Source organism: Pantoea sp. PA1 (assembly GCF_056856975.1).
The window spans coordinates 714,293-737,239 of sequence record NZ_JBXGEE010000001.1 but is presented as its reverse complement, the minus strand read 5'-3'; the positions used below and the strand labels follow the sequence as shown (position 1 = coordinate 737,239).

Sequence of the window (22,947 nt, the reverse complement as noted above, 5' to 3'; positions counted from 1 at the left end):
ACATCCAGAAAACCACACGATTTTATACCGTCTATTAACACAGATTCTCAATCTGACCGCAAGGTTCCCCTTTATTCAGACCCTGAGTTACAGATCTATTTAAATTGACCTGTATGGAAAATAGCAATTGGCGAGTTACATCTGCACTTATTCAAAAGTCTGGCCTGAAACTGACTGCCAATGGAGGCTGTCAATGCTCCCTTCTGCCGGATGTGCTCATCCGCAGTCATGTTACAGCTGCGTCACGTCGCAGCCGTTATTACCGACTTTAGTGGAGGCAAGGCGTAATCAGTAAGACAGAATGAAGGCTGGTTAATGCGGAATCATAGTGTGACATTCCGCCGGGAAAGAATATTCCGTAAGGAGAGATGAAGAAAGGATAAGCAAAATGCAGACCGAAAAAAAGAATCCGTTCTCAGAGACGGCTCGCAGTTTACTACTTCGCTTTCAGCGAGTTTACCCGGCGGAAGGTGTATATTTGAACAGGAGAAAACAGGAGAGGAAGAGCGTAACGTGAGATTTTAGCGCGGCTGAAGCGGGCGGCACCCCGCAGCAGCCGCTGACCACAACCAACTAATGAGGAGTTGATCATGGCTGACACGCATCATAAGCCAGAGACGCACACACCCACAACTACCGCCAGCGGATCGCAGTCGCATTATTACAAAGTGGGATACCGGCCTAATAAAGGCCAGCCTAACCCGCTGCCACAGCTCACCATCAAAGGCCGCTGGCTGGAAGCGCTGGGCTTTACGACCGGGCAGAAGATCGAGGTGATCACCGGGCCGGGACAGCTGATTATCCGGCTGGCGACTGAAGGGTACCGGACTGACCTGTAAAACAATATCCCGGCACCAATGCCGGGATTTAATTAATTTTTCAGCGAGTAAGCTTTTGAAAAATCATTGTACGTTTCATGAAGATGATAAAATTTTTCATCGGGATCACCTTTCAATTCCTCATATCTTTCCATTAGCTTTTTAAATAAACCTTCTGGTACAGGATAAGGTTCTTCTTCATTTTTTGCACAGTAAAAATAGAATAGCGCCTCTTGCAGCAACGGGACCGATAAAGAATTACTATTTTCAAGTAAAAATGAAAATGAGTATTGCAAATCATTCTCTGATAACAGTAGATAAGACAAGCAAGTTGCTCTCAAAAAGTCATTATGTAATGTTTTTGACTCCAGAATTAATCTACAAAAAACAATCCCATCGTGCTGTTTAATCAAATAAAGAGCGTTGAGATAATCAAACGCATCTTTCGCAGGATCTTCAGGCGAAAGTTCATTAACATAGCCATTTTTCAAATAACTTTTTAACCCATCAAGTAACTCTTTGATTTCTGGCTGCTTTAGATTCATCATCATTTGAATGCTCCAGTTTGTACAGTTGCCAACCGCCTCGAGCCATCAGGTAAAATAGTCCATGTAGCATTAACTCTTACGTTACCGTTAGGTCCTGAGACAACAACTGATGTTTGTTTGTTTGAAGGCGTTGGTCTGTGCTGAATCCAATAATTTATCCATTATCATACTATTGTTGGCAGGCGTATCAGGTATACCCGCATTATTTAGAACACGATCCATATCACGCGATCTTTCGATGTTATATATTTGATCTGACACTTGCTTTAATCTAACTGCATTACCTGGATCTTTTGCAAATTCTCTTTGACTGCTAATTTTTGCGTCTTTTAAAGAGTTATATTCTTTCTGCAGAGACTCAAGATCACCTGATGCTTTACCGCGCATATACAGTTCAATCTTATCTACAGATATCTTTGCATCACCCTTCACTGCTGTAACATGATTTTTCCCGTTGGCATCTGGCAGAGAGTGTATTTCAAAACTACTGGCCAGTCGTTGCTTACCTGCCAGAGCTTCAATTTTGCTGGCTGCTGCTGGGCCAATGACAGGCGTCATTGAAGCCGTAACAATCTGCATCCCCTCATAAGTCGAGACGTACTGCTCTGCCGTCGCCTTATCAACACCAAGCTGCGTCATGGCATAGTTCACCATCGCATCCTTCACCTGCTGCTGATTCTGCGCATCAACACTGGTGATATTCAGCAGGTTCACTATCTGGCCGTAAGAGTCAGCATACATTTCACTGTCTTTATTATTGTACTGGCCGGTTTCGTATTCACTCTTAGCCGCAATGACTTCCAGCCTTGCTCCGGCACAGGCCGCACTTCCCGCATTTCCGTTACCACAGGCTTCAATAACCTTCTGATCGCGGCTGATGTCCTTTTCACGCAGGTCCTTGATGGTTTGCTGTGCCTGCTCACGCACTGCCGGGTCGCTACTGTTGAGTTTCTGTTTCGCTATCTCAAGTTCAGTCTTCTCGGACACGTGCAGATAATTATTCTCAACCGCATTTCTTCCCGCCTGCGCGCCCGCCACCGCACTGCCCGCGCTGTCTCCGGCAATGCCGCCCGCCAGGCCCGCCGCCAGCGTTCCCAGCGCGCTTATCGTCTGGCGCTGCTCCTCACTCAGGTTCTCGCGCTTAACACCCGGATACATCTGCTGCGCGATATATTCGCCCATCGCCGCGCCCGAGGCACCCGCCAGTGCCGCGTTGCCCGATGCGTGTGCCGTCACCGCACCCACCACCGCGTGCGCTATCAGGTTCGCCTCAACGTTCACCACATCCTTGCCGTCCGGGCCTTTCGTGGTCGTCAGCGTATGTATCTGCTCCGCCAGGTACGGTGCCGCCGCCCCGCTCACGGCCTGGGCGATGTTGCCCCCCGCCAGCCCCTGTATCGCCGCCGTCGCCGCGCTGATACCCTGCTGCACCGCCCCGCCGGTCCCCATTCCGCTGTCCAGCATCGCCCGGTTGTACAGCGTCTGGTACACCTGACCGGTGATGTCGGCCGTGGTGGGTTCCTGACCCGGATTCGCCTTCCGCCACTGCGCTTCGGCGTCCTTCCTCTGGTCCGGCGAGATGTTTTTCATCTTCTCAGTAGCGGCCTTTGTCGCCGCAATCTCACCCTGCGTCCGCGCGATGTCGCCCGCCTGGCTGCCGATTTCTGCCAGCAGCTGCACCGTCTCCATCCGCCGCTGCTCTTTATCCTTATCGAAGATTTTATCAAGCCCCGGATTCGCCCCCTCTGCGTCGCGGCTCAGCGCCGACACGTCCTGCGTCTGCTTCGCCTTATCGCGGATAACAATCGTGCCGTCGCTCACCGCCGACTTCGTTACCGACGAGGCGCTGCCGCTGCCGTTCAGCCCCGCCAGCAGGCCGTTCGCCATATTGCCCTCAAACTGGCTGCCGATGCTGCTGCCGGTGCTCATCCCCACGCTCTGGTGCTCGGTTTTGTAGTCCGCGGTGTTCTCAATGTTGCTGAAGCCCAGCGTGCCGGTGTCGAGCCGGTTTTTATCCGCGCTGGCGGTGGAGCTGATGACCGCACCGTTGAGCTGGGTGTGCTCACCGGCGGTTACGTCAAAGCCGCCCTTACCGGCAAAGATGCCCGTCTGTTCGGCCACGCTCTGCCAGTTGCTGTGCATTTTGTCCTGGCTGAGGTTCACGCTTGCCGACCCGGTCATCGAGCCGAAGGTGAAGCTGCCGCCCGCGCTGGCGTTCTGCTGCTTACTGTCGTAGCGGTCGCTGTCCTGCTCTGAGGTCAGCGTCAGGTTGCAGTCCCCGATATACGTTCAAATTCATGTTAAAACTGAAAAATTACCACCACGGCCTTTATGGAATAATTTTATCTACGTCACCAATCATAACAATTTCGGAAGACTTAAAATCCTCATCACCTAAGAGAATAAATACTACTGAACCTTGTGATAGAATATAATCCATAACTTTCCCAAACGAGTTTTTTTGTATAACCGAAACAAAACAATCCTCATCAAAACATGAGTCAGCAACAAGAAAATAAAAACTTTTATCCTTGTACGATGTCGTCATAATCATGTCAGATAAATTTTCAAACTCCAACTTAACAAATCCGCACAGCTTTATTTTTTTATCTCTGATTAAAAAGACATTTTTTCTTTCCTTAAGGAAGCTATAATTCTTACAATTATATGGTTTTAAACCCCAAAACCCTTTATGCCGATTTATTTTAGTATCATCTAACCAGGGCGCTAATTCACCATAAAAATAGAGTAATTTTTTTTCAGATGAGTAACCCAACCACTTCAGCATGTCACTAAAAATCTGAAAATAGCCATCATTTCTATCGCTGGCATTTATTTCAAGACTGGTAGCCTTATAGTCATTAGTTAATTCATTGATATAATCAAAGCAGATAACATCATTACCTTTCTTGATGCTATCTGTAGCTCTTACCTTGTATTTAATAGTCATAATGGTTACCTAAATCGTCATTAAAATGCGGACCTCTATTTTGGGGGTCATTATCACCAAAAAAATGGCCTTTAGCATCATCTCTAATAATTATAGTTTTGATATTTCCATTTTCATCTCGTGTATCAAACTCATAATTTTTACCTGGCTGTAACTTACCACGGCGATCATAATTAGGAGTTACTCTATCCGGATGTTTTGATACAGGTATACCTGACTGCCTCTTCGCCTCATTAAAAGCACCTGAGCGACCAGCCCCTTCAGGAGAAAGATTTGCAGGCTTGTCCCCTTCAGCCAGATAAGCCAGATCGTCCTTATTCTGCTCAGGAAGCGGCGTAACCGTGCTATTGTCCGCCGTATCCGGCGTACCTCCGGTATTTCCGGTATGGCCTGCTCCCTTCTCACCAGATCGATCCGGCGTAACCAGCGTCGTTCCTTTCTTTTCCTCCTGCACGGGATTAACCAGCTTACCACCCGTCAGGTCATCATCAACCGGCACGGTTTCCGTTTTGCTGCCTGCTCCATTTGTATGCTGCTGGCTCTGCGCCGAAACGATTGCCATCAGCACGCAGCTGGGATTTGCCCGGCAGGTCGAATCAAGGCCTTCCTTAACTGCTTTCGTCAGCGCCAGTGCCGCCTGCTCGTTCGCACCACCTTTGCCCGCTTCGGCCATCGCTGCCGAATTCAGCGTCTCCTGCGCCAGCATCTGCTGCAACATGCCCATGCCGACCATATTATTGCTGATTTCATTATGGCCGGCCTGCGCTCCGGCTACTGCATCCGCTGTGCCGTTTCCGGTCAGGCCGCCCGCAAGTCCTGCCGCAACCGTGCCCAGCGCGACCAGCGTCTGCTTCTGCTGCTCGCTCATCTGGCTGACCGGTACGTCTCCATATAGTGCGTTTTTGATGGCTTCGCCCATCGCCGCCGTGGTGGCCGCGCCTGCCGCGCCCGCTGCCGCTGCATTCCCCTGTGCGGCAGCCACGACCCCGGCCACCGCAGCATGCGCCATTATACGACTGGCCTCATCCGGCGCTTTTTGCTTAATCAGTTCGGCAAGGTAAGGGGCCGAACTGCCAGCCAGTGCGGCTTTCAAATCGCCCCCCGCCAGCCCCTGTATCGCCGCCGTCGCCGCGCTGATGGCGGTGATGTTCAGGTTACCGCCCGCGCCCGGTATACTGCCACTACACGTCTGCATCCTTCTTCTGCTCTGGCATTATCATCTTCAGCTTATTAATGGCTGTTTTCGTCGCCGCAATCTGCCCTTGTGTCCTGTCGATGTCCACCGCCTTAACGCTAGGTATACTGAAGTTTTTGCAGGTTTCTTTTTTGGCCTAAAGCAACGATTTCACAATCCGGTTCGTCATAACGCCCCAATGCAAAAAAAACGACACCATTATTTATCCAGATATTACTCATCCATTCTGTTATCTGCCTCGGTATGGAATCAGTCATATTCACATTAGTTGGTTGGATGGTTGAAAAAAACACCTTCTCGCCGCTATTAATTAAGCTTTCAATTACTCCCGCGCTATTTAAATTGACAGAACCTAAGCCGGAAAGAATCAAGCCTTCATTTCCTTTAACTATCAAATCTTTCCTTTCATCAACCCCATTAACTTTAACGCCTCTAACATTAAGTAAACCCCAAGTTTTTCTGTGGTTAACAATTGCGTTATCAGGTTGCTCTGCTGATAAAACGACAAATGTGTATATGACTTCATCGCTAAGACCTGAAGAATAATTTTTTACCATCTCCCTCAACAAACCCTCACCAAAATTTTTTAGTGGCACATTGGGTAATTCCCAGCTCACTGCCGAGATATCTTTTCCGCTTATTGAAAATAAATTGAAATCTGTGATTTCATTTTTTTCATTTATATCTTCAGCATATCTAATAACAACATCAGTAGTCATAGTGGTTACCTGCAGGATCGTTAAAATGTGAGCCTCGATTTTGAGGATCATCGACTCCAAAGAAATGGCCTCCTGCATCATCTCTTATATAAACTTTTTGCGTACCTCCTCCCGGTTTTTGAACTATAAATTCATAGATATAACCTGGTTGAGGATTACCACGCTTGTCTATATTCGGGGATACCTTATTGGGGCTTTGACTCACTGGTATACCAGATTGTCTCTTCGCCTCATTGAAAGCACCTGAGCGACCAGCCCCTTCAGGAGAAAGATTTGCAGGCTTATCCCCTTCAGCCAGATAAGCCAAATCATCCTTATTCTGTGGGGGAATCGGCGTTACCGTGGTATTGCCTCCCGTATCCGGCAGACCATCCGTATTCCCTGTATTGCTTGGTCCCTGCTCACCAGACCGATCCGGCGTGACCAGTGAAGTTCCTTTATTTTGATCCTGCGCCGGGTTGACCAGCTTACCACCCGTCAGGTCATCATTAACCGGCAACGTTTCAGTTCTGTTACCAGCGCCATCCTGATGCTGCTGATTCTTTGCCACATTTAGATCGCGCGATTTGGCAGCCTCATCACGCGCTTCAACGATTGCACGACCATCAGTAATCGGTGGCGTATCCGCCTCAGTTCCTGACCCTTTCAGAGTCTTATCCAGTTCCGATGCAATTTTGTTATTCGCATCCAGAACTACCTTATCACCTGGACTCAATGGTAGTCCCGGAACGGGTACCGGCACAGGCCTTGGCAGGAGAAGACTATTGTTTTCCAGCGCATTTTTACCCGCCTGCGCGCCCGCCACCGCACTGCCCGCGCTGTCTCCGGCAATGCCGCCTGCCAGGCCCGCCGCCAGCGTCCCCAGCGCGCTTATCGTCTGGCGCTGATCCTCACTCAGGTCCTCGCGCCTGACCCCCGGATACATCTGCTGCGCGATGTACTCGCCCATCGCCGCGCCCGAGGCACCCGCCAGTGCAGGATTACCCGATGCGTATGCGGTCACCGCGCCCACCACCGCGTGCGCTATCAGGTTCGCCTCAACGTTCACCACATCCTTGCCGTCCGGGCCTTTCGTGGTCGTCAGCGTATGTATCTGCTCCGCCAGGTACGGTGCCGCCGCCCCGCTCATGGCCTGGGCGATGTTGCCCCCCGCCAGTCCCTGTATCGCCGCCGTCGCCGCGCTGATACCCTGCTGCAGCGACGAACCTGTACCGAACGGCTTCTGCGCCATGTTGTAAGCCTGCTTCGCTATCTCATCTGACGTCGGGTTCAGCTTCCCTTTTCCGGCCAGCTCTTCCCTCGCCGCGGCCAGCGCCGCCGGGTCAGTCTGCGCCTTCAGGCCCGCTATCTCGCCCTGCGTCCGCGCGATGTCGCCCGCCTGGCTGCCGATTTCTGCCAGCAGCTGCACCGTCTCCATCCGCCGCTGCTCTTTATCCTTATCGAAGATTTTATCAAGCCCCGGATTCGCCCCCTCTGCGTCGCGGCTCAGCGCCGACACGTCCTGCGTCTGCTTCGCCTTATCGCGGATAACAATCGTGCCGTCGCTCACCGCCGACTTCGTTACCGACGAGGCGCTGCCGCTGCCGTTCAGGCCCGCCAGCAGGCCGTTCGCCATGTTGCCCTCAAACTGGCTGCCGATGCTGCCGCCGGTGCTCATCCCCACGCTCTGGTGCTCGGTTTTGTAGTCCGCGGTGTTCTCAATGTTGCTGAAGCCCAGCGTGCCGGTGTCGAGCCGGTTTTTATCCGCGCTGGCGGTGGAGCTGATGACCGCACCGTTGAGCTGGGTGTGCTCACCGGCGGTTACGTCAAAGCCGCCCTTACCGGCAAAGATGCCCGTCTGTTCGGTCACGCTCTGCCAGTTGCTGTGCATTTTGTCCTGGCTGAGGTTCACGCTTGCCGACCCGGTCATCGAGCCGAAGGTGAAGCTGCCGCCCGCGCTGGCGTTCTGCTGCTTACTGTCGTAGCGGTCGCTGTCCTGCTCTGAGGTCAGCGTCAGGTTGCGGCCGGTGTCGACCTTCACGCTGTCGCCGCGCACCTGGGCGCCCGTGAGCGTGGTGTCGCGCCCGGCGTTCAGGCTCAGCCCGTTGCCCGCCGTGAGCGTGGTCTCGGTGTGGGTCAGCCCGTTGCCGTTTGCGCGCCCTTTGCCCGCATTGACGCTGGCCGACACGCTGATGCCGTAGCCGCCCGATCCGGCAGTCAGCCCGATACCGACGCTGCCGCCCTTGCTGCTGTTGGTGCTGTCGGTGCGCTCGCTGTTCTGCGCAGAGAGCAGGCTGATGTCGTTTTTCGCCGTCAGCCCGAGGTCACCCCCCGCCTGCAGCTGACTGCCCTGCACGAGGATATCACCCGCGCTGCCCGGCTGCGCGCCGGTGGCGGTGATGTTCAGATTACCGCCCGCGCCCAGCGTACTGCCCTGCGCCTCGCGGCTTTCGGAACGTGACTCGCTTTTCGACGACTGGCTGCCGTACGAGAGGCTGATGCCGACCGAGCTGGTCGAGCCTTCTTCATAGCCTTTATCACCCGGTTTGAGGCCCGAAGCGGTGTTTCTGGCGTTCGCCGCGTCGGTCTGCGCGCCGTCCATCTGGTAAGCCTGCGCGGCCTGCGCCGCCGTCAGCGCCGCTTTAGTACCCTGCAGCGCCTTCAGCCGGCCATCATCGCTTTCATCGGCGGTGCGGGCGGTCTGGACTGCCGTATTAAGCGCCGCGCCAACTGTCCCGGACAGCGCCAGCGTCAGCCCGCTCTGCTTCTGCTCAGTTTTCGTCAGTGCCGTGTGGCTGTTTTCGGCTGCGCTGACGGTTACATCGCTGCCGCTCAGAGAAAGATCTTTACCGGCGATGACGTCGCTGCCGTGCACGGTAAGCTGGTTACCGGCGCTGAGGATCACGCTGCCGTCGCTGCTGCCCACCGTGCTGCCCCGGTTAAGTGCGCCGCTGGCGTCGGTGCTGCTCTTCTGCATCGCCTGCCCCACGGTGAAACCGATGCCGCCAGTGCCCATCAGGCCCGATTTTTTCTCCTCGCGCTGATGCACTTCATCACGAGTTTCTGTGGCGGTCGTGATGCTGAGATCGCGGCCTGCGGCCAGCGCCACATCCTGCGTACCGGCGACGTTGCTGCCTGTCACGCCAATGTCACGGCCCGCCTGAAGCCGGACGCTGTCGCCGCTCAGCGTGGTGCTGAGCGCCTGACTGCTGTGCAGCTCGTCGTGGGTCTCCAGGCTGCTGCCCGACAGCAGCCCTTTGCTGGACTGCTTACTGTGTTCGGTGAGATCGGTGCGGCTGTTGCCCGCGCTGAGCACGATGTCTCGTCCGGCACTGGCGGTCAGTGCACCGCCCGCCGTAACGTCCGCGGCGGTGGCGCGGATATCCTGTCCGGCGCTCAGCTGCAGCGCGCCGCCGGCGGTGATGCGTGTCCCGGCGTCGCTCTGCTGTGACAGGCGACGGTAGTTGCTGCTGTTCCAGCTGTCATCTTCACTGTGCTGCGTGCTGAGGGTGCCGAGCGTCAGGTCATTGCCCGCCTGAATCGTCGTGGTGCTCTTCTCTCCGGCGTTGCCGATATCGCTGGCGGCCAGGTTGATATTGTTCAGTGCACTCAGCGTCAGCGCACCGTCACTGCCCTGCACGTAGATACCGGCCGGACGATCGATCCAGCGGTCGGTACCGTCGCCGCGCAGCGTTGACTGGCTGGTGATGTCACGCCCCGCCAGCAGCGTAAGCTGACTGTCGCCACGCAGGGTACCGCCGAGGTTAGTGATATCCTGACGGGCGGTAAGATTAACGGTGTTGCCGCTGATGTAACCGCTGTTAGTCAGCGACTGCGCCGTCAGCTGCGTCACGTCGCGGCCCTGAATGGTCCCGCTGTTGGTGATGTCGTTGCGGGCAGTCAGCGCCACGCTACCGCCCCCGATCAACGCGCCGTCGCCGGTTAAGTCACCCTGTTTTACCTTCGCATAAACCTGCGGCACCAGCACGGTCTGCTGGGTGCCATCCGGCAGCGTCACGGTCTGATTCACAAGCCAGACGATATCGCTGGTCAGCAGGGCCATCTGTGCCGGGGTCAGCGCCACGCCCAACTCAAGGTCGTAGGCTTTGCCAAAGGCTACCCCATTATTCATCAGCCCGCGATACTGATCTTCATCGCTGCCATACCCGCTGATATAGCGGTTGCCGGTCAGCTGAATAATCTGATCACGCACCAGCCGCTGCTCGTAATAACCATCACCCAGCCGCTTCAGAATCAGGCTGCTGTCGGTGGTCAGGGCATTCTGCATATAGTCGCTGCTGAGCCACTGTTTCTGATTCACAAAACGCGGATCGGTCTCAACCAGATAGTGACTGTCACTGCCGGGCTGCAACTGATAGAGGCTGTTATCCGGCAGACGGATGTCCGGTGAGACGGCGCGAATCACTGGCGTAATCGTCTGTCCGTCGACCACCGTCGCAGGCAGCGTCAGCGAGAACTGCTGCCCGGCAGGTAACAGCAGCGGCCGGTCTTTGAGGCTGCCGAGTTTGTCCAGCGTCAGTGCGCTGTCATAGCGTAATCCGGCGGGCAGCAAGGTACTGCCGCTATCCGTGGCACTCAGCGCCACGGCGGTAACCGCCTGCTGAAGAGAAGGCGAGCCAATACTGTCGGCCTGCGCAGTGACACCCTGCTGCTGCCGGTTGCCGGTCTCGTAGCCATTGCCCTGCGGCGCGGCATTCGCCTGCCAGCTCAGCGTCTTCAGATCGATGGTTTCCGTTACGGGGGCCGGGCGATAGGTTTTCCGATCCTTACCCTGCGAGGTTTTGGTCCCGCCAAATTTCTTTTTCTTCTTCTTCGCGTACCAGCGCACCGATTTCCCGTCGTCCATGGTAACGCGCGTCCCTTTCGTCGCCTGATTATTCAGCTCGCCTATCTGACCGCCCAGCACGGCTCCCGCGACAATCTGACTGTCGTGGTTGTTGAGACGGCCGGCGCTAAAGGTCATGTTGCCGCCTGACAGGATTTTGCCCGGATCGCTCTCCTGGATCTGAGTTTCTTTTACTACTCTTCGGTAGTCATACTCATAAAACTCGCTGCCGCTGGTGCCGTCCGGCATTTTTGCCGTGTGCACGCCATATTTATTTTTTTTGCTGGTGTCCACTTTGGCCCAGTCGAAGCGGTCAGTATGGCCTTTGAGCACCGCGTCATGGTGCTGGCTATCTTCAGTCGTAACGACCTGCGTGGTCAGATGACGGTTGGTATTGTTGATTTCCGCCATGCTGATCGTGGCATCCTGCCCGGCCTCAATGGTTGCCCCGTCATTGTTGAGCTGCTGCCCCTGGCCGGTAGCCTGATAGTTCGCATCCAGCTGGCCGCCAATATGCAGATCGCCATCACTGTAAATCAGCGCGTGGTCACGGTTATTCAGGGTGTCCGCCCCGATATCCAGTCGCTGTCGGGCAGCAATTACTGCCGCTTTGCCCTCTTCGCTGAGGTTATTGAGCAGCGAAGCCGCAATGGCAATGTGATCGCCAAAGATGCGACCGGTGCCGCTATTATTCAGAATGCCCGCCACCAGATGCGTCAGGCCACCGTCAATCAGACCCCTATTATTAAGGGTATCGGCTGCCGTGATGTCGGTCTGTCCGCCGCTGATCTCACCACCTGCCTGGTTGTTGATGTTCTGTGCGGTCAGGAACAGCGACTGCTGACCCGCGAGGGTGCCATCGTTGGTGACGTCCCCTCCTGTCGTCAGGCGCAGTATGCCGTTGGCTTTGACCGCAGAGGTGTTATGAAAATCGCCCGCCAGGGTGATGCCAAGATCACCCTGCGATAACACCTGCCCGTCGCCGCTCAGTGCAGCCGCGTTGATCTGTGCGTCGTGATCGGCGATCAGGGTGCCCTGCTGGTTGTTGATAGTCAGCGTCTGACCAGGCGCATTATTGATGGCCAGCATCCGGCGCTGCTGGGTTTTAGAGGCCGCAGACCGGGCTGGCGCACTCTGCTGGATGGTCAGGGTATCGGCGGATGAGATCAGCCCGCTGACGTTGTCCAGCGCCTGCTGCACGATCAATGCCAGCCGCTGATTTGCACGTAACGCACCCTGGCTGTTATCCAGGGTATCGGCTTCGAGGGTTAAGCTGCCCGCTTCGATCCCTTTGCCGCTCTGTCGGGTATCGCGGTTGATCAGCGATGGCGTGGTAATCGTCATCTGCTGGCCGCCCTGAATCAGCCCGCTGCGGTTATCCAGTTGCTGGCTCAGCGACAGTAAGCCGTCACCGACGCTTTGCACCAGTCCGTCACTGTTGGTGAGCTGACCTGCCGTCAGTGATAGCGTGCCTGCTGAGAGGAGTTTGCCTGTCTGATTAAGCAGCGCATTTTGTCCCGCATTGAGCGTCAGATCGGTGCCGCCCTGTATCTGCCCCTGCTGGTTATCCAGCGCGCCACTGTCAATGTGAAGGTTACCGCCACTGGCAATCAGTCCGCGCTGGTTAGCCAGCGTCTGGCCGGACGTGTTAAGGGTGATATCCCCCGCCGACTGCAGTTTACCGTCACTGTTTTTCAGTGCCTGACCGCTGAACAACAGCCCGCCATTACCTGCGATTTGTCCCTGACTGTTGTTCAGCTCAGAGGCATTGATCGTGGTCTGGTTTCCGGCGGCAATAAAGCCCGTCTGGTTATCAATCGCACCACTGCGCAGATCCAGACTGTTCAGAGCAACGATGCCGCGCTGGCTGCCACTGTCGCGATTGATCAGGGTGTGGCCCTGGGTGTCCAGCGTCATGTCGCTGCCGGCCTGTAACAGACCGCCCTGGTTCTGCAGCTCGCCACTGGTGAGATCAAGCCGTCCTTTACCGCCCGTCAGCGTGCCGGACTGGTTGTGAATGTCGCCTGCCGCAATCTGTGCCCCTTTGCTGCCGGTGATAAAGCCGCGCAGGTTATCCAGCGTGCCGCTGTAGAGCTTCAGGATGCCCGCACTGAACAGGCCGCCTGCCGCTCCACTGTCACGGTTAATGAGATCGTTGCCATGGGTATCCAGATGGAGATCGCCGCCCGACTCAATCCTGCCTGCACGGTTGTTGAGCATCCCGCTGTCCAGTTGCAGTGTGCCTTTAGCGCCCAGTTGTCCCTGCTGATGATCGAAGGTCTGCTGATGGGTGTCGATGCGGACATTCTGTCCCAGCATCATCCCGTTCTGGCCATCGATCTGGCCCGTGGAAAGGAGCAGATCGCCACCCGCCACGATCCCCCCTTGTGCACCGCTGGCGGTGTTGGTCAGCTGCGCGCCGTGGGTGTTCAGCGACAGCGCCTCACCCGCCTGCAGCAGGCCATGCTGGTTATCCACGCTGCCGCTCTCCAGCGTCAGCGCACGATCGGCAGTGAGGGTGCCGTCAGTGTTATTTACCGCACCGCTGTTGAGCTGTGCATTCCCCGCTGAAACCAGCGAACCGCCGCTGTTGTTGATATCGCCGCTGCTCACGTGCAGATTGCCGCCCGCCACCATAACGCCGGATGCCGCGTTATTCAGCGCCTCTCCCTGCGTATCCAGCTGCATATCACCGCCAGACTGGAGCCGTCCGGCGCGATTGTTCAGCGCACCGCTGCTCAGCTGCACTTCCCCTCTGGCACTGACCAGCCCCGCCTCAATATTGACGGCCTGGCCCCGGCTATCAATGAACAGGTTTTGTCCCTGAATGACGCCGTGGTCGCCCGCAATCGTTCCGGTTGAGAGTTGCAGATCACCGCGCGCCACAATGCCGCCGCGGTCGCCACTGGCCGTGTTGGTCAGCTGCGCGCCGTGGGTGTCCAGCGACAGCGATGCACCGGACTGGATAAGGCCGCGCTGATTATCGAATGCGCCACTGTTCAGCGTGAGTGCGCCATCCGACAGCAGCGTGCCGTCACCGTTGGTCACACCTGCACTACTGATCGTGGCTGCCGAAGCGGCTGCTATCACGCCGTTCTGGTTATCAAGGTCGCCGGTGGTGAGGGCAAGTGCGCCGCCGCTGACTATTCCGGCTTTACCGCTGTCACGGTTGATCAGTGCCTTGTCGTGAGTATTGATCGCCAGATCGCCGCCGGACTGCACCAGGCCGGTGCTATTGTCCGTTTTACCGCCGGAGATCTTCAAATCGCGCCGGGCCACCAGATTTCCGCCGGTGTTATCGATCTGGCCCTGTTGGGTGTCGAGGTTTACCCCCTCACCGAGCACGGTCCCGCTGTGGTTATCCAGTCCCTGGCTGCGCAGGGTAAGTTGCTGGCCCGCTTCGATGCGGCCCTGCTCATTATCGATAGCCTGGCGGGTCGTTAATGTAGCATCGCCGCTGATGGCAGTGATGCGGCCTTGCTGGTTACTCAGGCCAGCACTAATAAGTTGCAGATTGCGGCTGGCCTGCAGCGCGCCCTGTACATTCGTAAGGGTCTCCTGAACCTGCAGTTGCAGATCACCGCTGCCCGCCGCCAGTAGCGTCCCGCCACTGTTATCCAGGCTGGCTGATGTGACGCGCAGATTACCGCCGCTCTCAATCCGTCCACCGCGGTTGTCTGCGTCACCTGAAACCGCGATCGCCATCTCGCCTGTGCCGCGCTGCGACAGCAGACCCTGATGGTGATCCAGCGTGCCCGCCGTCAGCGTTAACGCCTCTGCCTGGGTATGACCTTCAGAGAGATCGATCCTGTCGCCGCTGAGCGTTAACGCACCCGCTGACAGCAGATTGCCCTGATTGCCTTCCAGCCGGGTTGTATTAAGGGTCAGCGCGCCGTTGCCCGCCAGCTGCACCGTGCCGCCCTGATTATCCAGCCATGGCGTATCAAGCTGCAGCGAATCACCGTTGCCTGCGATGAGTCCACCGCGATTTTCAATGTGCTGTGCCTGTAGCCGGGTATCGCCTTCATTGCTCAGCGTACCCTGATTGTTGAGTAGTGAACCGGTGGAGAGAGTCAGCGCTTCACGGTTCTGCTGGCGCAGCAGACCGCGATTGTTACTGACGTTTTGGGCTGTGATGGCCAGGCTGTCAGCGGCCACTTTGCCGTCGTCATTGTTAAGCGCTGTTGCGGCCTGGATGCCGAGCGTGCGGCCCGCTACCGTTGCACCATGAGTGCTGATATCTGCCTGGGTGGAGGTCAGCGCAATGGCATCGGCTGAGGTCTGGCTGCCAGCCAGATCGATCCGGCTGCCCTGCACCAGGATCTGGTTATGCGCCAGATTTTTACCCTGAGCTTTCAGCTCACCCTGACTGGTCAGCAGCAGATTACCAGGCTGACTCAGTGTACCGTTGCCGTCAACGCCTGCCGCCAGCGTGCTTTCAGCGCTACTCTGCAGGGTGCCGGCAGAGAGCGTGGCGTGCCTGCCCGCGCTCACCAGCCCGCTGTTGCGCAGCGTGCCGCCGGAAGTCAGTGTGACATCCTGCTGAGAAACGATATTGCCGCGGTTATCCTGGTCGCCATTGCTGGCTATCTGCAATGCGGCCTGACTTTGCAGTGTGCCACTGTTCTCCAGTCGTCCATCCACCGTCAGATGCAGTTCACCGGCGCTGGCCCCCAGTTCGCCGGCATTACGCACACCCACGCCCTTTTCAGTCCCGGTCAGGGTAATTTTATTGGCATACATACCACCAATCGCCGCCACATCGAGCGCAAACTCAGGCCGTGGCGTCCCATCATCCGCTTTTACTGTGGTGACGTTGCCTTCAGCCGTAACCTGGTTCCTGCCCGTAACCACATTGAGTTCGCGGGCATGGACTTTTGCGTTAACCGCTACCGACTGCGCAATGATCTGGGTGTAGTCCGCATCGCTGTCATTCAGGCCCTTACCTTCGATATTGATGCGACCGCCGTTCACATCGAAGCCCTTAAGCTGCCCATTCTCAATCAGCGCCTGCCCGGTGGTGAGCGTATTGCGGCTGGCGTTGATAAATCCGCAGCCGTTACAGGTAATGCCTGAAGGGTTAGCAATTACTACCGCCGCCCGTTTACCCGCGACTTCGATAAATCCGTTCAACTGGCTGGGGTTACGGCTGTTTACCTCATTAAGGATGACCGTCGCTTCCTGCTTTGACAGCCATGGGTTTGCCGCGACCATGCCGCCCAGTTGAGTCGCGGTGTTCTGATGACTGTTGTTGAGGATTGCGCCACGCGCATCGACGTCGAGCTGGCTGTACTGATTGCGGGAAACACCCTGGCTGTTGGGCGTCTGAATATTGATTTGCGGCAGACCGTTGGCAGTAGCCATGACAGTGGGCTGCAGGCTGCCCGGCGCACTGCTGTCGGCCACAATATTCGCCTGTACAGGCAGACTGACCACACCCGCCGCCAGCCAGAGTGTAAAGCTGAGCAGTGAGATTCTGACCCGTGCTTCTGTAATTGAGGCACGTTTCGGGCTGCGTGCAACGCGCGAATAGCCGCTACGGGTGATCTCGGACACCACCATTAACATGCCGCGAACCCGGTTGAAGATAAGGCGATAGCAGAGTTTATTCATAATGCGCACAGTCCATTGTCAGCAATATTGATAAAGGATTCAGTAGTTCCAGTTCACGCTGAAACCAAACGTCACAGGATCGGTTTTGAAACCGTCCGGTTTCGATAGAGGCATTCCGGCAAATAAGTCGTAACTGACACCGACGGGCGTGATGCCGCCGCGCAGCCCAATGACGCCACCCGCCAGATGACGTCCCAGGGGCCCACCCTGTGAGGCACTATTGCCCCCTACCTCGCCATAGTCGGCACCCAGGTAGAGTTCCTGCGCAGGCAGCGGTGTCTGCCAGGCGAGCGTGTTCTGAACAGTCCAGCCGCGACTTGCGCTAAGAGTGCGCTCACCATCAAAACCACGCACGGTCCAGCGGTTGCCAATTGCAAACTCATCCTGTGCTGTCAGCGGGGTGTTGCTCATCTGGCGACGATATTGGATGTTGTAACTTAAATGCTGATTGCCCAGCGTGAACGGCGTGGTAAGTCCCGCCTGCCAGGTCAGAATTTTTGATAGCGCGGTGGCATAAGTGGAATCCTGATACGACTCCTCCCAGGCGGGCAGCGCGCCGAACCAGCGCGTGCCGCGCTGATAACTGACACCGGCGTCCAGCGTGGCGGGGCCGATATAGTGCCGGTGCGACAGGCCGAGTCGCCATGCGCTGGTACGACGCTGCTGGCTGGTAATTTCGGTGTCGTTGATGAAGTTGCGTGACGCTTTGACCAGCACATCAGCGCTGACGCTGGTTCTGGCGGTTGCATTGCGGTAGATCACCCGACTGGCCTGAACATCCAGCGATCGGCTCTTACCGGCGTAGAGAAAATCGCGGCTGTAACCGGCAACCGTCTGATGATAGTCGTAGTCGCTGGCGGTAAGGCCAAACAGCCAGTAGCCCACAGCTACTGAGTAGTGTCCCGACAGGCTTTTGCTGCTTTTTCTGCCCGCAAATCCCAGATCGCGGCTGGCGGTCAGGTAGAAGAGATCGCTGAGGGAGGTGGGATTATCCAGCGCCAGCATGATCCCGCTCTGGTAACGCCCGGTACTTTCGGTGCCGGAGTCATCCAGCCATGCGCCGAGTCGCCAGAAACGACGCTGCGTGCGTTCAATCACAATGTCACTTTCACCTGGATTGAGACCAGGGCGCAGCGCCATGTGCGCCTCTACCGTCGGCAGACGTTGCAGATTTTCCAGTCCCTGCTCAATATCCCGCAGATCCAGCAGATTGCCGGCATGGGCGGGTAATGCAGGCCACAGGCTGACGTAGCGGGATGAGGAAGGTGACAATTCCACATTGCGAATTTTGCCAGGTACGATTAGCAGGTGCAGAACGCCCTGACGCAGATCCTGCTGCGGTGCCAGCACACGCGTAGTGACCCAGCCGTGATTAATCAGCCGGTTTTGCAGCGTGCCCATTAACTGGCTAATCCCTTTTACGCCCAGACAGTGACCATTCGCCTGACTGGCGAGACGCTGCAGAGGCACCCAGTGCGGCAGCGCTTCCTGGCCAGAAAGACTGACCTGCTGAATAACAAAACAGGGTGTTTCCCGCGGAAACTTCAGATGGGATGGTGACGGAACCGTTTCGGAGAGACGCACATCAGGCACCTGCGGCATCAGCCGCTGCTGACGCGCTTTTTGTTGCTCCTGCTGATGCTGCAACTGCTCATCACCGGGTGCCGCCTGCACCGTATTCATTGTCAGAGCATTGATCAACAGCGCGCCGGGCAGAAGTGCCAGCACGGTGAGAAATCCATTTTTATCGGGCCGCATAACCTGTCCATGTGGTTAAGATGTTACAAAATGTACATGAATACTTTTTCGTCGCACATTATGCCGCCGATATCAAAAACCTCAAGAAAAAATGTAGAAAAACTTACATAAAACTTACAATAGCAAGCTGCGCGCCCCTTTAAAAACGTACCATCCCTTATCACCAATCTGCTTATAGCAGGGACAGAGGCCTGTTCAGCCACGCATCAGCTCGTGTTAAATCGTCGACACAATAAGCTGGATGAAGTCTGCGCCCCGGACGTTACGACTAAATGGATTGCGGCCCCGCTGGAAAAAAAGGTTCACGATTTAATCTGACCAACCGGACTAACCTCTTTTTTAAAGTGGCACGCAAATACAGCCCCCCTCCCTGTCAGCCTGCGATCGTCACAGGAAATTCATTAAGCCGTGTTAATCAATTTATGAATGCTGGCGAGATGAAGGTCTATTTCCGCTGTCGGCATCGGTCTCAGCCTCTTTTCAGGGAATAAAAAAGCCCCCTCTTAAATGAGGAGGCTCAGCCTTTACCAGATTAAGTGCGGTTGCTTAGTGCAGCTTAAGCCGCGGGCGGATCACCCGGTTGATGCTGCCGACCAGCATCATCAGGCCGGTTTTAAAGTAGCCGTGCAGTGCGATCTGGTGCATACGATAGAGAGAGATGTAGACAAAGCGCGCAATGCGCCCTTCCACCATCATGGACCCGCGCATCAGGTTGCCCATCAGGCTGCCGACGGTACTGAAGCGGGAAAGCGATACCAGCGAGCCATGATCTTTATAGACATAGGCTTTCAGCGGTTTACCGTGACGCTGCGCCAGGATATTTTCCATCGCGCGTGAAGCCATCTGGTGCGCCGACTGAGCACGCGGCGGGACAAATCCGCCACCCGGCAGGGCGCAGGAGGCGCAGTCGCCAATCGCATAGATGTCATCATCCAGCGTGGTCTGCAGCGTCTCTTTCACCACCAGCTGATTGATACGGTTCGTTTCCAGTCCGCCAATCTCTTTCAGGAAGTCTGGTGCTTTGATGCCCGCCGCCCAGACCATCAGATCGGCTTCGATAAACTCACCGCCTTTGGTGTTAAGACCGTTGCGCTCGGCACTGGTCACCATGGTCTGTGTCAGCACCCGCACGCCCAGCTTGGTCAGCTCCTGATGGGCGGCGGCAGAGATGCGCGGTGGCAGCGCAGGCAGAATGCGCTCGCCCGCTTCAACCAGCGTCACGTTCAGCGCTTCGCGTCCCAGACCTTTAAATCCGTAGCTGTGCAGCTGTTTCACCGCGTTGTGCAGTTCGGCTGAGAGCTCAACGCCCGTTGCACCGCCGCCAACAATGGCGATATTCACTTTCTCGACCTTACCTTCGCTGGCAGAGAACTTCAGAAACAGGTTGAGCATCTCATTATGGAAACGACGCGCCTGATGCGGGTTATCCAGGAAGATACAGTGATCTTTCACGCCAGGCGTGCCGAAGTCATTGGAGGTGCTGCCCAGCGCCATAACCAGCTGGTCATAGGCCACTTCGCGCTGTGGCACCAGCACTTCACCGTGCGCATCAAGCACTTCGGCCAGGCGGATCACTTTACGGCTGCGATCAATATCGGTGAGCGATCCCAGCTGGAACTCGAAACCGTGATTGCGGGCATGGGCCAGATAGCTCAGTGCATCAATGCCTTCGTCCATCGAGCCGGTCGCCACTTCATGCAGCAGCGGCTTCCACAAATGACTGTGGTTGCGATCGACCAGAATAATCTCGGCCTTCTTTTTACGGCCCAGTTTATGGCCCAGCTGCGTCGCCATTTCCAGGCCGCCTGCTCCCCCGCCGACGATAACAATTTTCTTAACAGATGTAGTCAACAAAGACCCCCTCAAATTGTGAACCAGAAGTTAACTGAAGGTTAAATTAAACCTTAATAAACATAGGGTTGGCGAAGTTAAAAATCGCAATCTGCTGGCAGAATAGCATGGCAGGAAGAGGAGGACATAAGAATATTGATATACATCAAAGAAGACGAATAAAACTCAGAGAATTACGCAATGAAAACAGGCACCCTGCGGTGCCTGCTCTGCTTAACCTACTGTTTTAAAGGCTTTTATCCGCTGAAGGTGTGGGGATATATTTTTGAATTTGTGCCCTTCCGTTTCGTCCCAGACAATCTGATAAAAGGGATGCAGCTCACTGGCGATGCGCTGCGTATCCAGCGCCTCATCCTGACGGGAAAGAAAAGTCAGGCAGCGATCGCGGTTACGCTCGCGAAAGTCACTGACGCATTTCGTGGCGATATCCTGATACTCCTCTGGCCGGTCGATCTTCCCCTCCATGTTCTCCTGCGGAAACAGGTTAGGGTTGAAGATCGCCTGCCGGATGCCACATAAAAATCCGATGCGTTCTGACCAGTAGCCGCCCAGCCCGACACCGCAAATCAGCGGACGGTCATCGTCAGACAGGGTCAGCATTTTGTCCGTCTCTTTCAGCAGAAACTGCATGTCATGTTTAGGATGGCGGGTGCTGTAACTGATCAACCTGACGTCAGGGTCGATAAACTGCAGTTGCAGCACTTTTTCGTGATTGCCTGGACTGTTTGAATCAAAACCGTGCAGATAGATGATCATGTTAATCCTCAAGGTATCGATAGCGCCGGGCAATCCCTCCTTACCACGACGCTTTATGAGCCAGCCAGCGTTCCTGAAGTGCACTCAGTTGCCGGGCATTCTCTTTCCAGCGAGACGTTGCCTGCAGCGCATCGCGGGTCAATCTGCCCTGATGATACAGCTGCGTTACCCGCTCTGACCCGACCGGGATCAGGTTATCGAGCACACTGATAGCCCCCTGACGCTGATTACAGACCAGAATCATGTCGCAACCGGCAGAGAGAGACTGCTGTGCCCGCTCAGGATAGCTGCCCATGACCGCGGCGCCCTCCATCGAGAGATCGTCGGAGAAAATCACCCCGCTGAAGCCCAGCTGCTCGCGCAGGACGGTTTTCAGCCAGTAAGGCGAACCACTGGCAGGCAGCGGGTCCACGTCGGTGTAGATGACATGCGCGGGCATAATGGCATCCAGCGCCTGCTCGGTTATCAGCTGGCTGAAGATCGCCATGTCATGTTCACGCAGCGTTTTTTCATCGCGCGGATCGCGCGGGGTCTCTTTGTGCGAATCGGCACTGACCGCACCATGCCCCGGAAAATGTTTCCCGGTGGTTTTCATGCCCGCCTCATGCATCCCGGCGATAAAACGACGGGCGACGGCAAGCGCGATAGCCGGATCGTCATGGAAAGCGCGGTCGCCAATCGCGGCGCTGATATGACCCACATCAAGCACCGGCGCGAAGCTGATGTCGATGTCCATCGCGATCATTTCTGCCGCCATCTGCCATCCTGCCTGCTGTGCCATCTCACCGGCGCGCTCAGCGTCGTGAAGGGCGGCAAAAGATTGCATGGCGGGCAGCTGGGTGAAGCCGTCGCGGAATCGCTGCACGCGCCCCCCCTCCTGATCCACCGCAACCACCAGCCGGGTGTGCGAGGCGGCGCGAATCTGGCGCACCAGCTCGGCCAGCTGAGCGGGATCGTGATAATTGCGGGCAAATAATATCAAACCGCCGACCAGCGGATGCTGCAGGATGTCGCGCTCTTCGCCATCCAGTTCATAACCCTCAACGTCGAGCATCAGTGGGCCGGGTAAATGTGATTTCATAACCTGAATCCTGTAGCGTTACGCCTCTGCGTGACGCGATTAAATCTGTTGCCAGCTCTGTCGAGCCATCTGTTGTAGTGCTTCATCGTCACACTGAGCGGCACGGAGCTGATACCAGCTGGCTATCAGTAACCGCAGCCAGGGCTGCCAGCGTCTGACCTGCTTTACCAGGGCATCAGGCGGCAGCCGCATTGCCGCAGCATAGTCGGCCAGCCAGTCGGCCTGGTTTTGCGGATCGCTGGCGCAGAGTGCGGCCAGCTCCAGCGCCACATCACCATCCGCGGCATATTCCCAGTCAATCAGATGCAGCCCTGTCTCACCCTGGATAATATTCCCGGCATGCACGTCCATGTGCAGCGGTGCCAGCCTCAGCGGCTGAGGTTCGCCCTGCTGCGTCAGCCGCCGGAGCGCCCGCAGCCAGCGATGATTGCGCTGAGGAACCTGTTGCCAGTACCGCCAGAGCAGCGGCAGCAGCGACAGGCGGTAGCCGGTCAGCGGCTGCTGGTGCAGCTGTTGCAGCAGAGTGACAATCTGCGGACGCTGCTGGCTGAAGCGCTGTTCATCCAGCGCCTCGCCAGGACACCAGCTCAGCACATTCCCCTGCCGGTGGCCTGCAACGGGCTGAGGGGCCACTCCGCTGGCGCGCAGTTTTCGTAACAGACGAAACTCACGCTGCCGGTCAACAAAGGGAATCGGCGGCTGAGGTGCCGCCCGCGCGATAAAGAGACCACGCGGGCTGACGATTTTCTGACTGTGCCCGGTCAGCCCGGCGAGCGGAAGCGATGTCGTCCTCTCTGGCTCGCCGGTGACCTGATGAATCATCCGCGAAAATG

Annotated in this window: 13 protein-coding genes; 2 read left to right on the top strand and 11 right to left on the bottom strand. The window is 56.3% G+C overall.

Features of this window, described 5'->3' with window-relative positions; all coding sequences use genetic code 11:
* Window positions 1–590: 590 nt before the first annotated feature.
* Window positions 591–839, top strand: coding sequence for a SymE family type I addiction module toxin (locus AC1V0D_RS03735; RefSeq protein WP_482906984.1), 249 nt, complete (start codon window positions 591–593; stop codon window positions 837–839).
* A 32-nt stretch (window positions 840–871) separates the two neighbouring features.
* On the opposite strand, the gene AC1V0D_RS03730 is transcribed toward AC1V0D_RS03735, so the two are convergent.
* Both AC1V0D_RS03730 and AC1V0D_RS03725 read right to left on the bottom strand, forming a co-directional pair.
* Window positions 872–1,369, bottom strand: a complete 498-nt coding sequence (locus tag AC1V0D_RS03730) for a hypothetical protein (RefSeq protein WP_482906983.1) — start codon at window positions 1,367–1,369, stop codon at window positions 872–874.
* Window positions 1,370–1,453: 84 nt separating this feature from the next.
* Window positions 1,454–3,295 carry a VENN motif pre-toxin domain-containing protein gene (locus tag AC1V0D_RS03725; protein ID WP_482906982.1) on the bottom strand — a complete coding sequence of 614 codons (1,842 nt, stop codon included), beginning with the start codon at window positions 3,293–3,295 and terminating at the stop codon, window positions 1,454–1,456.
* Between the two features lie 43 nt (window positions 3,296–3,338).
* On the opposite strand from AC1V0D_RS03725, the gene AC1V0D_RS03720 reads away from it, so the two are divergent.
* On the top strand, window positions 3,339–3,602 hold the full coding sequence (locus AC1V0D_RS03720; protein ID WP_482906981.1) for a hypothetical protein: 264 nt from the start codon (window positions 3,339–3,341) through the stop codon (window positions 3,600–3,602).
* 93 nt (window positions 3,603–3,695) lie between these two features.
* On the opposite strand, the gene AC1V0D_RS03715 is transcribed toward AC1V0D_RS03720, so the two are convergent.
* The 9 genes from AC1V0D_RS03715 to thiK all read right to left on the bottom strand — a co-directional run bounded on the left by AC1V0D_RS03715 (window position 3,696) and on the right by thiK (window position 22,936).
* Complete coding sequence (locus AC1V0D_RS03715) at window positions 3,696–4,316, bottom strand: hypothetical protein (RefSeq protein WP_482906980.1); 621 nt, start codon at window positions 4,314–4,316, stop codon at window positions 3,696–3,698.
* Window positions 4,306–5,409, bottom strand: coding sequence for a VENN motif pre-toxin domain-containing protein (locus AC1V0D_RS03710; RefSeq protein ID WP_482906979.1), 1,104 nt, complete (start codon window positions 5,407–5,409; stop codon window positions 4,306–4,308). Before AC1V0D_RS03710 ends, AC1V0D_RS03715 begins: the two co-directional genes overlap by 11 nt.
* 200 nt (window positions 5,410–5,609) lie before the next feature.
* Window positions 5,610–6,230: a hypothetical protein gene (locus tag AC1V0D_RS03705; RefSeq protein WP_482906978.1), complete on the bottom strand. Its 621-nt coding sequence runs from the start codon at window positions 6,228–6,230 to the stop codon at window positions 5,610–5,612.
* Window positions 6,220–16,668, bottom strand: a complete 10,449-nt coding sequence (locus tag AC1V0D_RS03700; protein ID WP_482906977.1) for a hemagglutinin repeat-containing protein — start codon at window positions 16,666–16,668, stop codon at window positions 6,220–6,222. The genes AC1V0D_RS03705 and AC1V0D_RS03700 overlap by 11 nt, the downstream gene beginning before the upstream one ends.
* Window positions 16,669–16,707: 39 nt before the next feature.
* A complete protein-coding gene (locus AC1V0D_RS03695; RefSeq protein ID WP_482906976.1) occupies window positions 16,708–18,426 on the bottom strand; it encodes a ShlB/FhaC/HecB family hemolysin secretion/activation protein in 1,719 nt (572 codons plus the stop codon).
* Between the two features lie 546 nt (window positions 18,427–18,972).
* The gene (locus AC1V0D_RS03690) at window positions 18,973–20,277 is read right to left on the bottom strand and encodes an NAD(P)/FAD-dependent oxidoreductase (protein ID WP_009090841.1); all 1,305 of its coding nucleotides are present in this window, start codon (window positions 20,275–20,277) and stop codon (window positions 18,973–18,975) included.
* Window positions 20,278–20,490: 213 nt separating this feature from the next.
* Window positions 20,491–21,033, bottom strand: a complete 543-nt coding sequence (ycfP, locus tag AC1V0D_RS03685) for an alpha/beta hydrolase YcfP (protein WP_482906975.1) — start codon at window positions 21,031–21,033, stop codon at window positions 20,491–20,493.
* Window positions 21,034–21,073: 40 nt separating this feature from the next.
* The gene (gene nagZ, locus AC1V0D_RS03680; protein ID WP_140028342.1) at window positions 21,074–22,114 is read right to left on the bottom strand and encodes a beta-N-acetylhexosaminidase; all 1,041 of its coding nucleotides are present in this window, start codon (window positions 22,112–22,114) and stop codon (window positions 21,074–21,076) included.
* A 39-nt stretch (window positions 22,115–22,153) separates the two neighbouring features.
* Complete coding sequence (thiK, locus tag AC1V0D_RS03675) at window positions 22,154–22,936, bottom strand: thiamine kinase (RefSeq protein ID WP_111207939.1); 783 nt, start codon at window positions 22,934–22,936, stop codon at window positions 22,154–22,156.
* Window positions 22,937–22,947 lie beyond the last annotated feature (11 nt).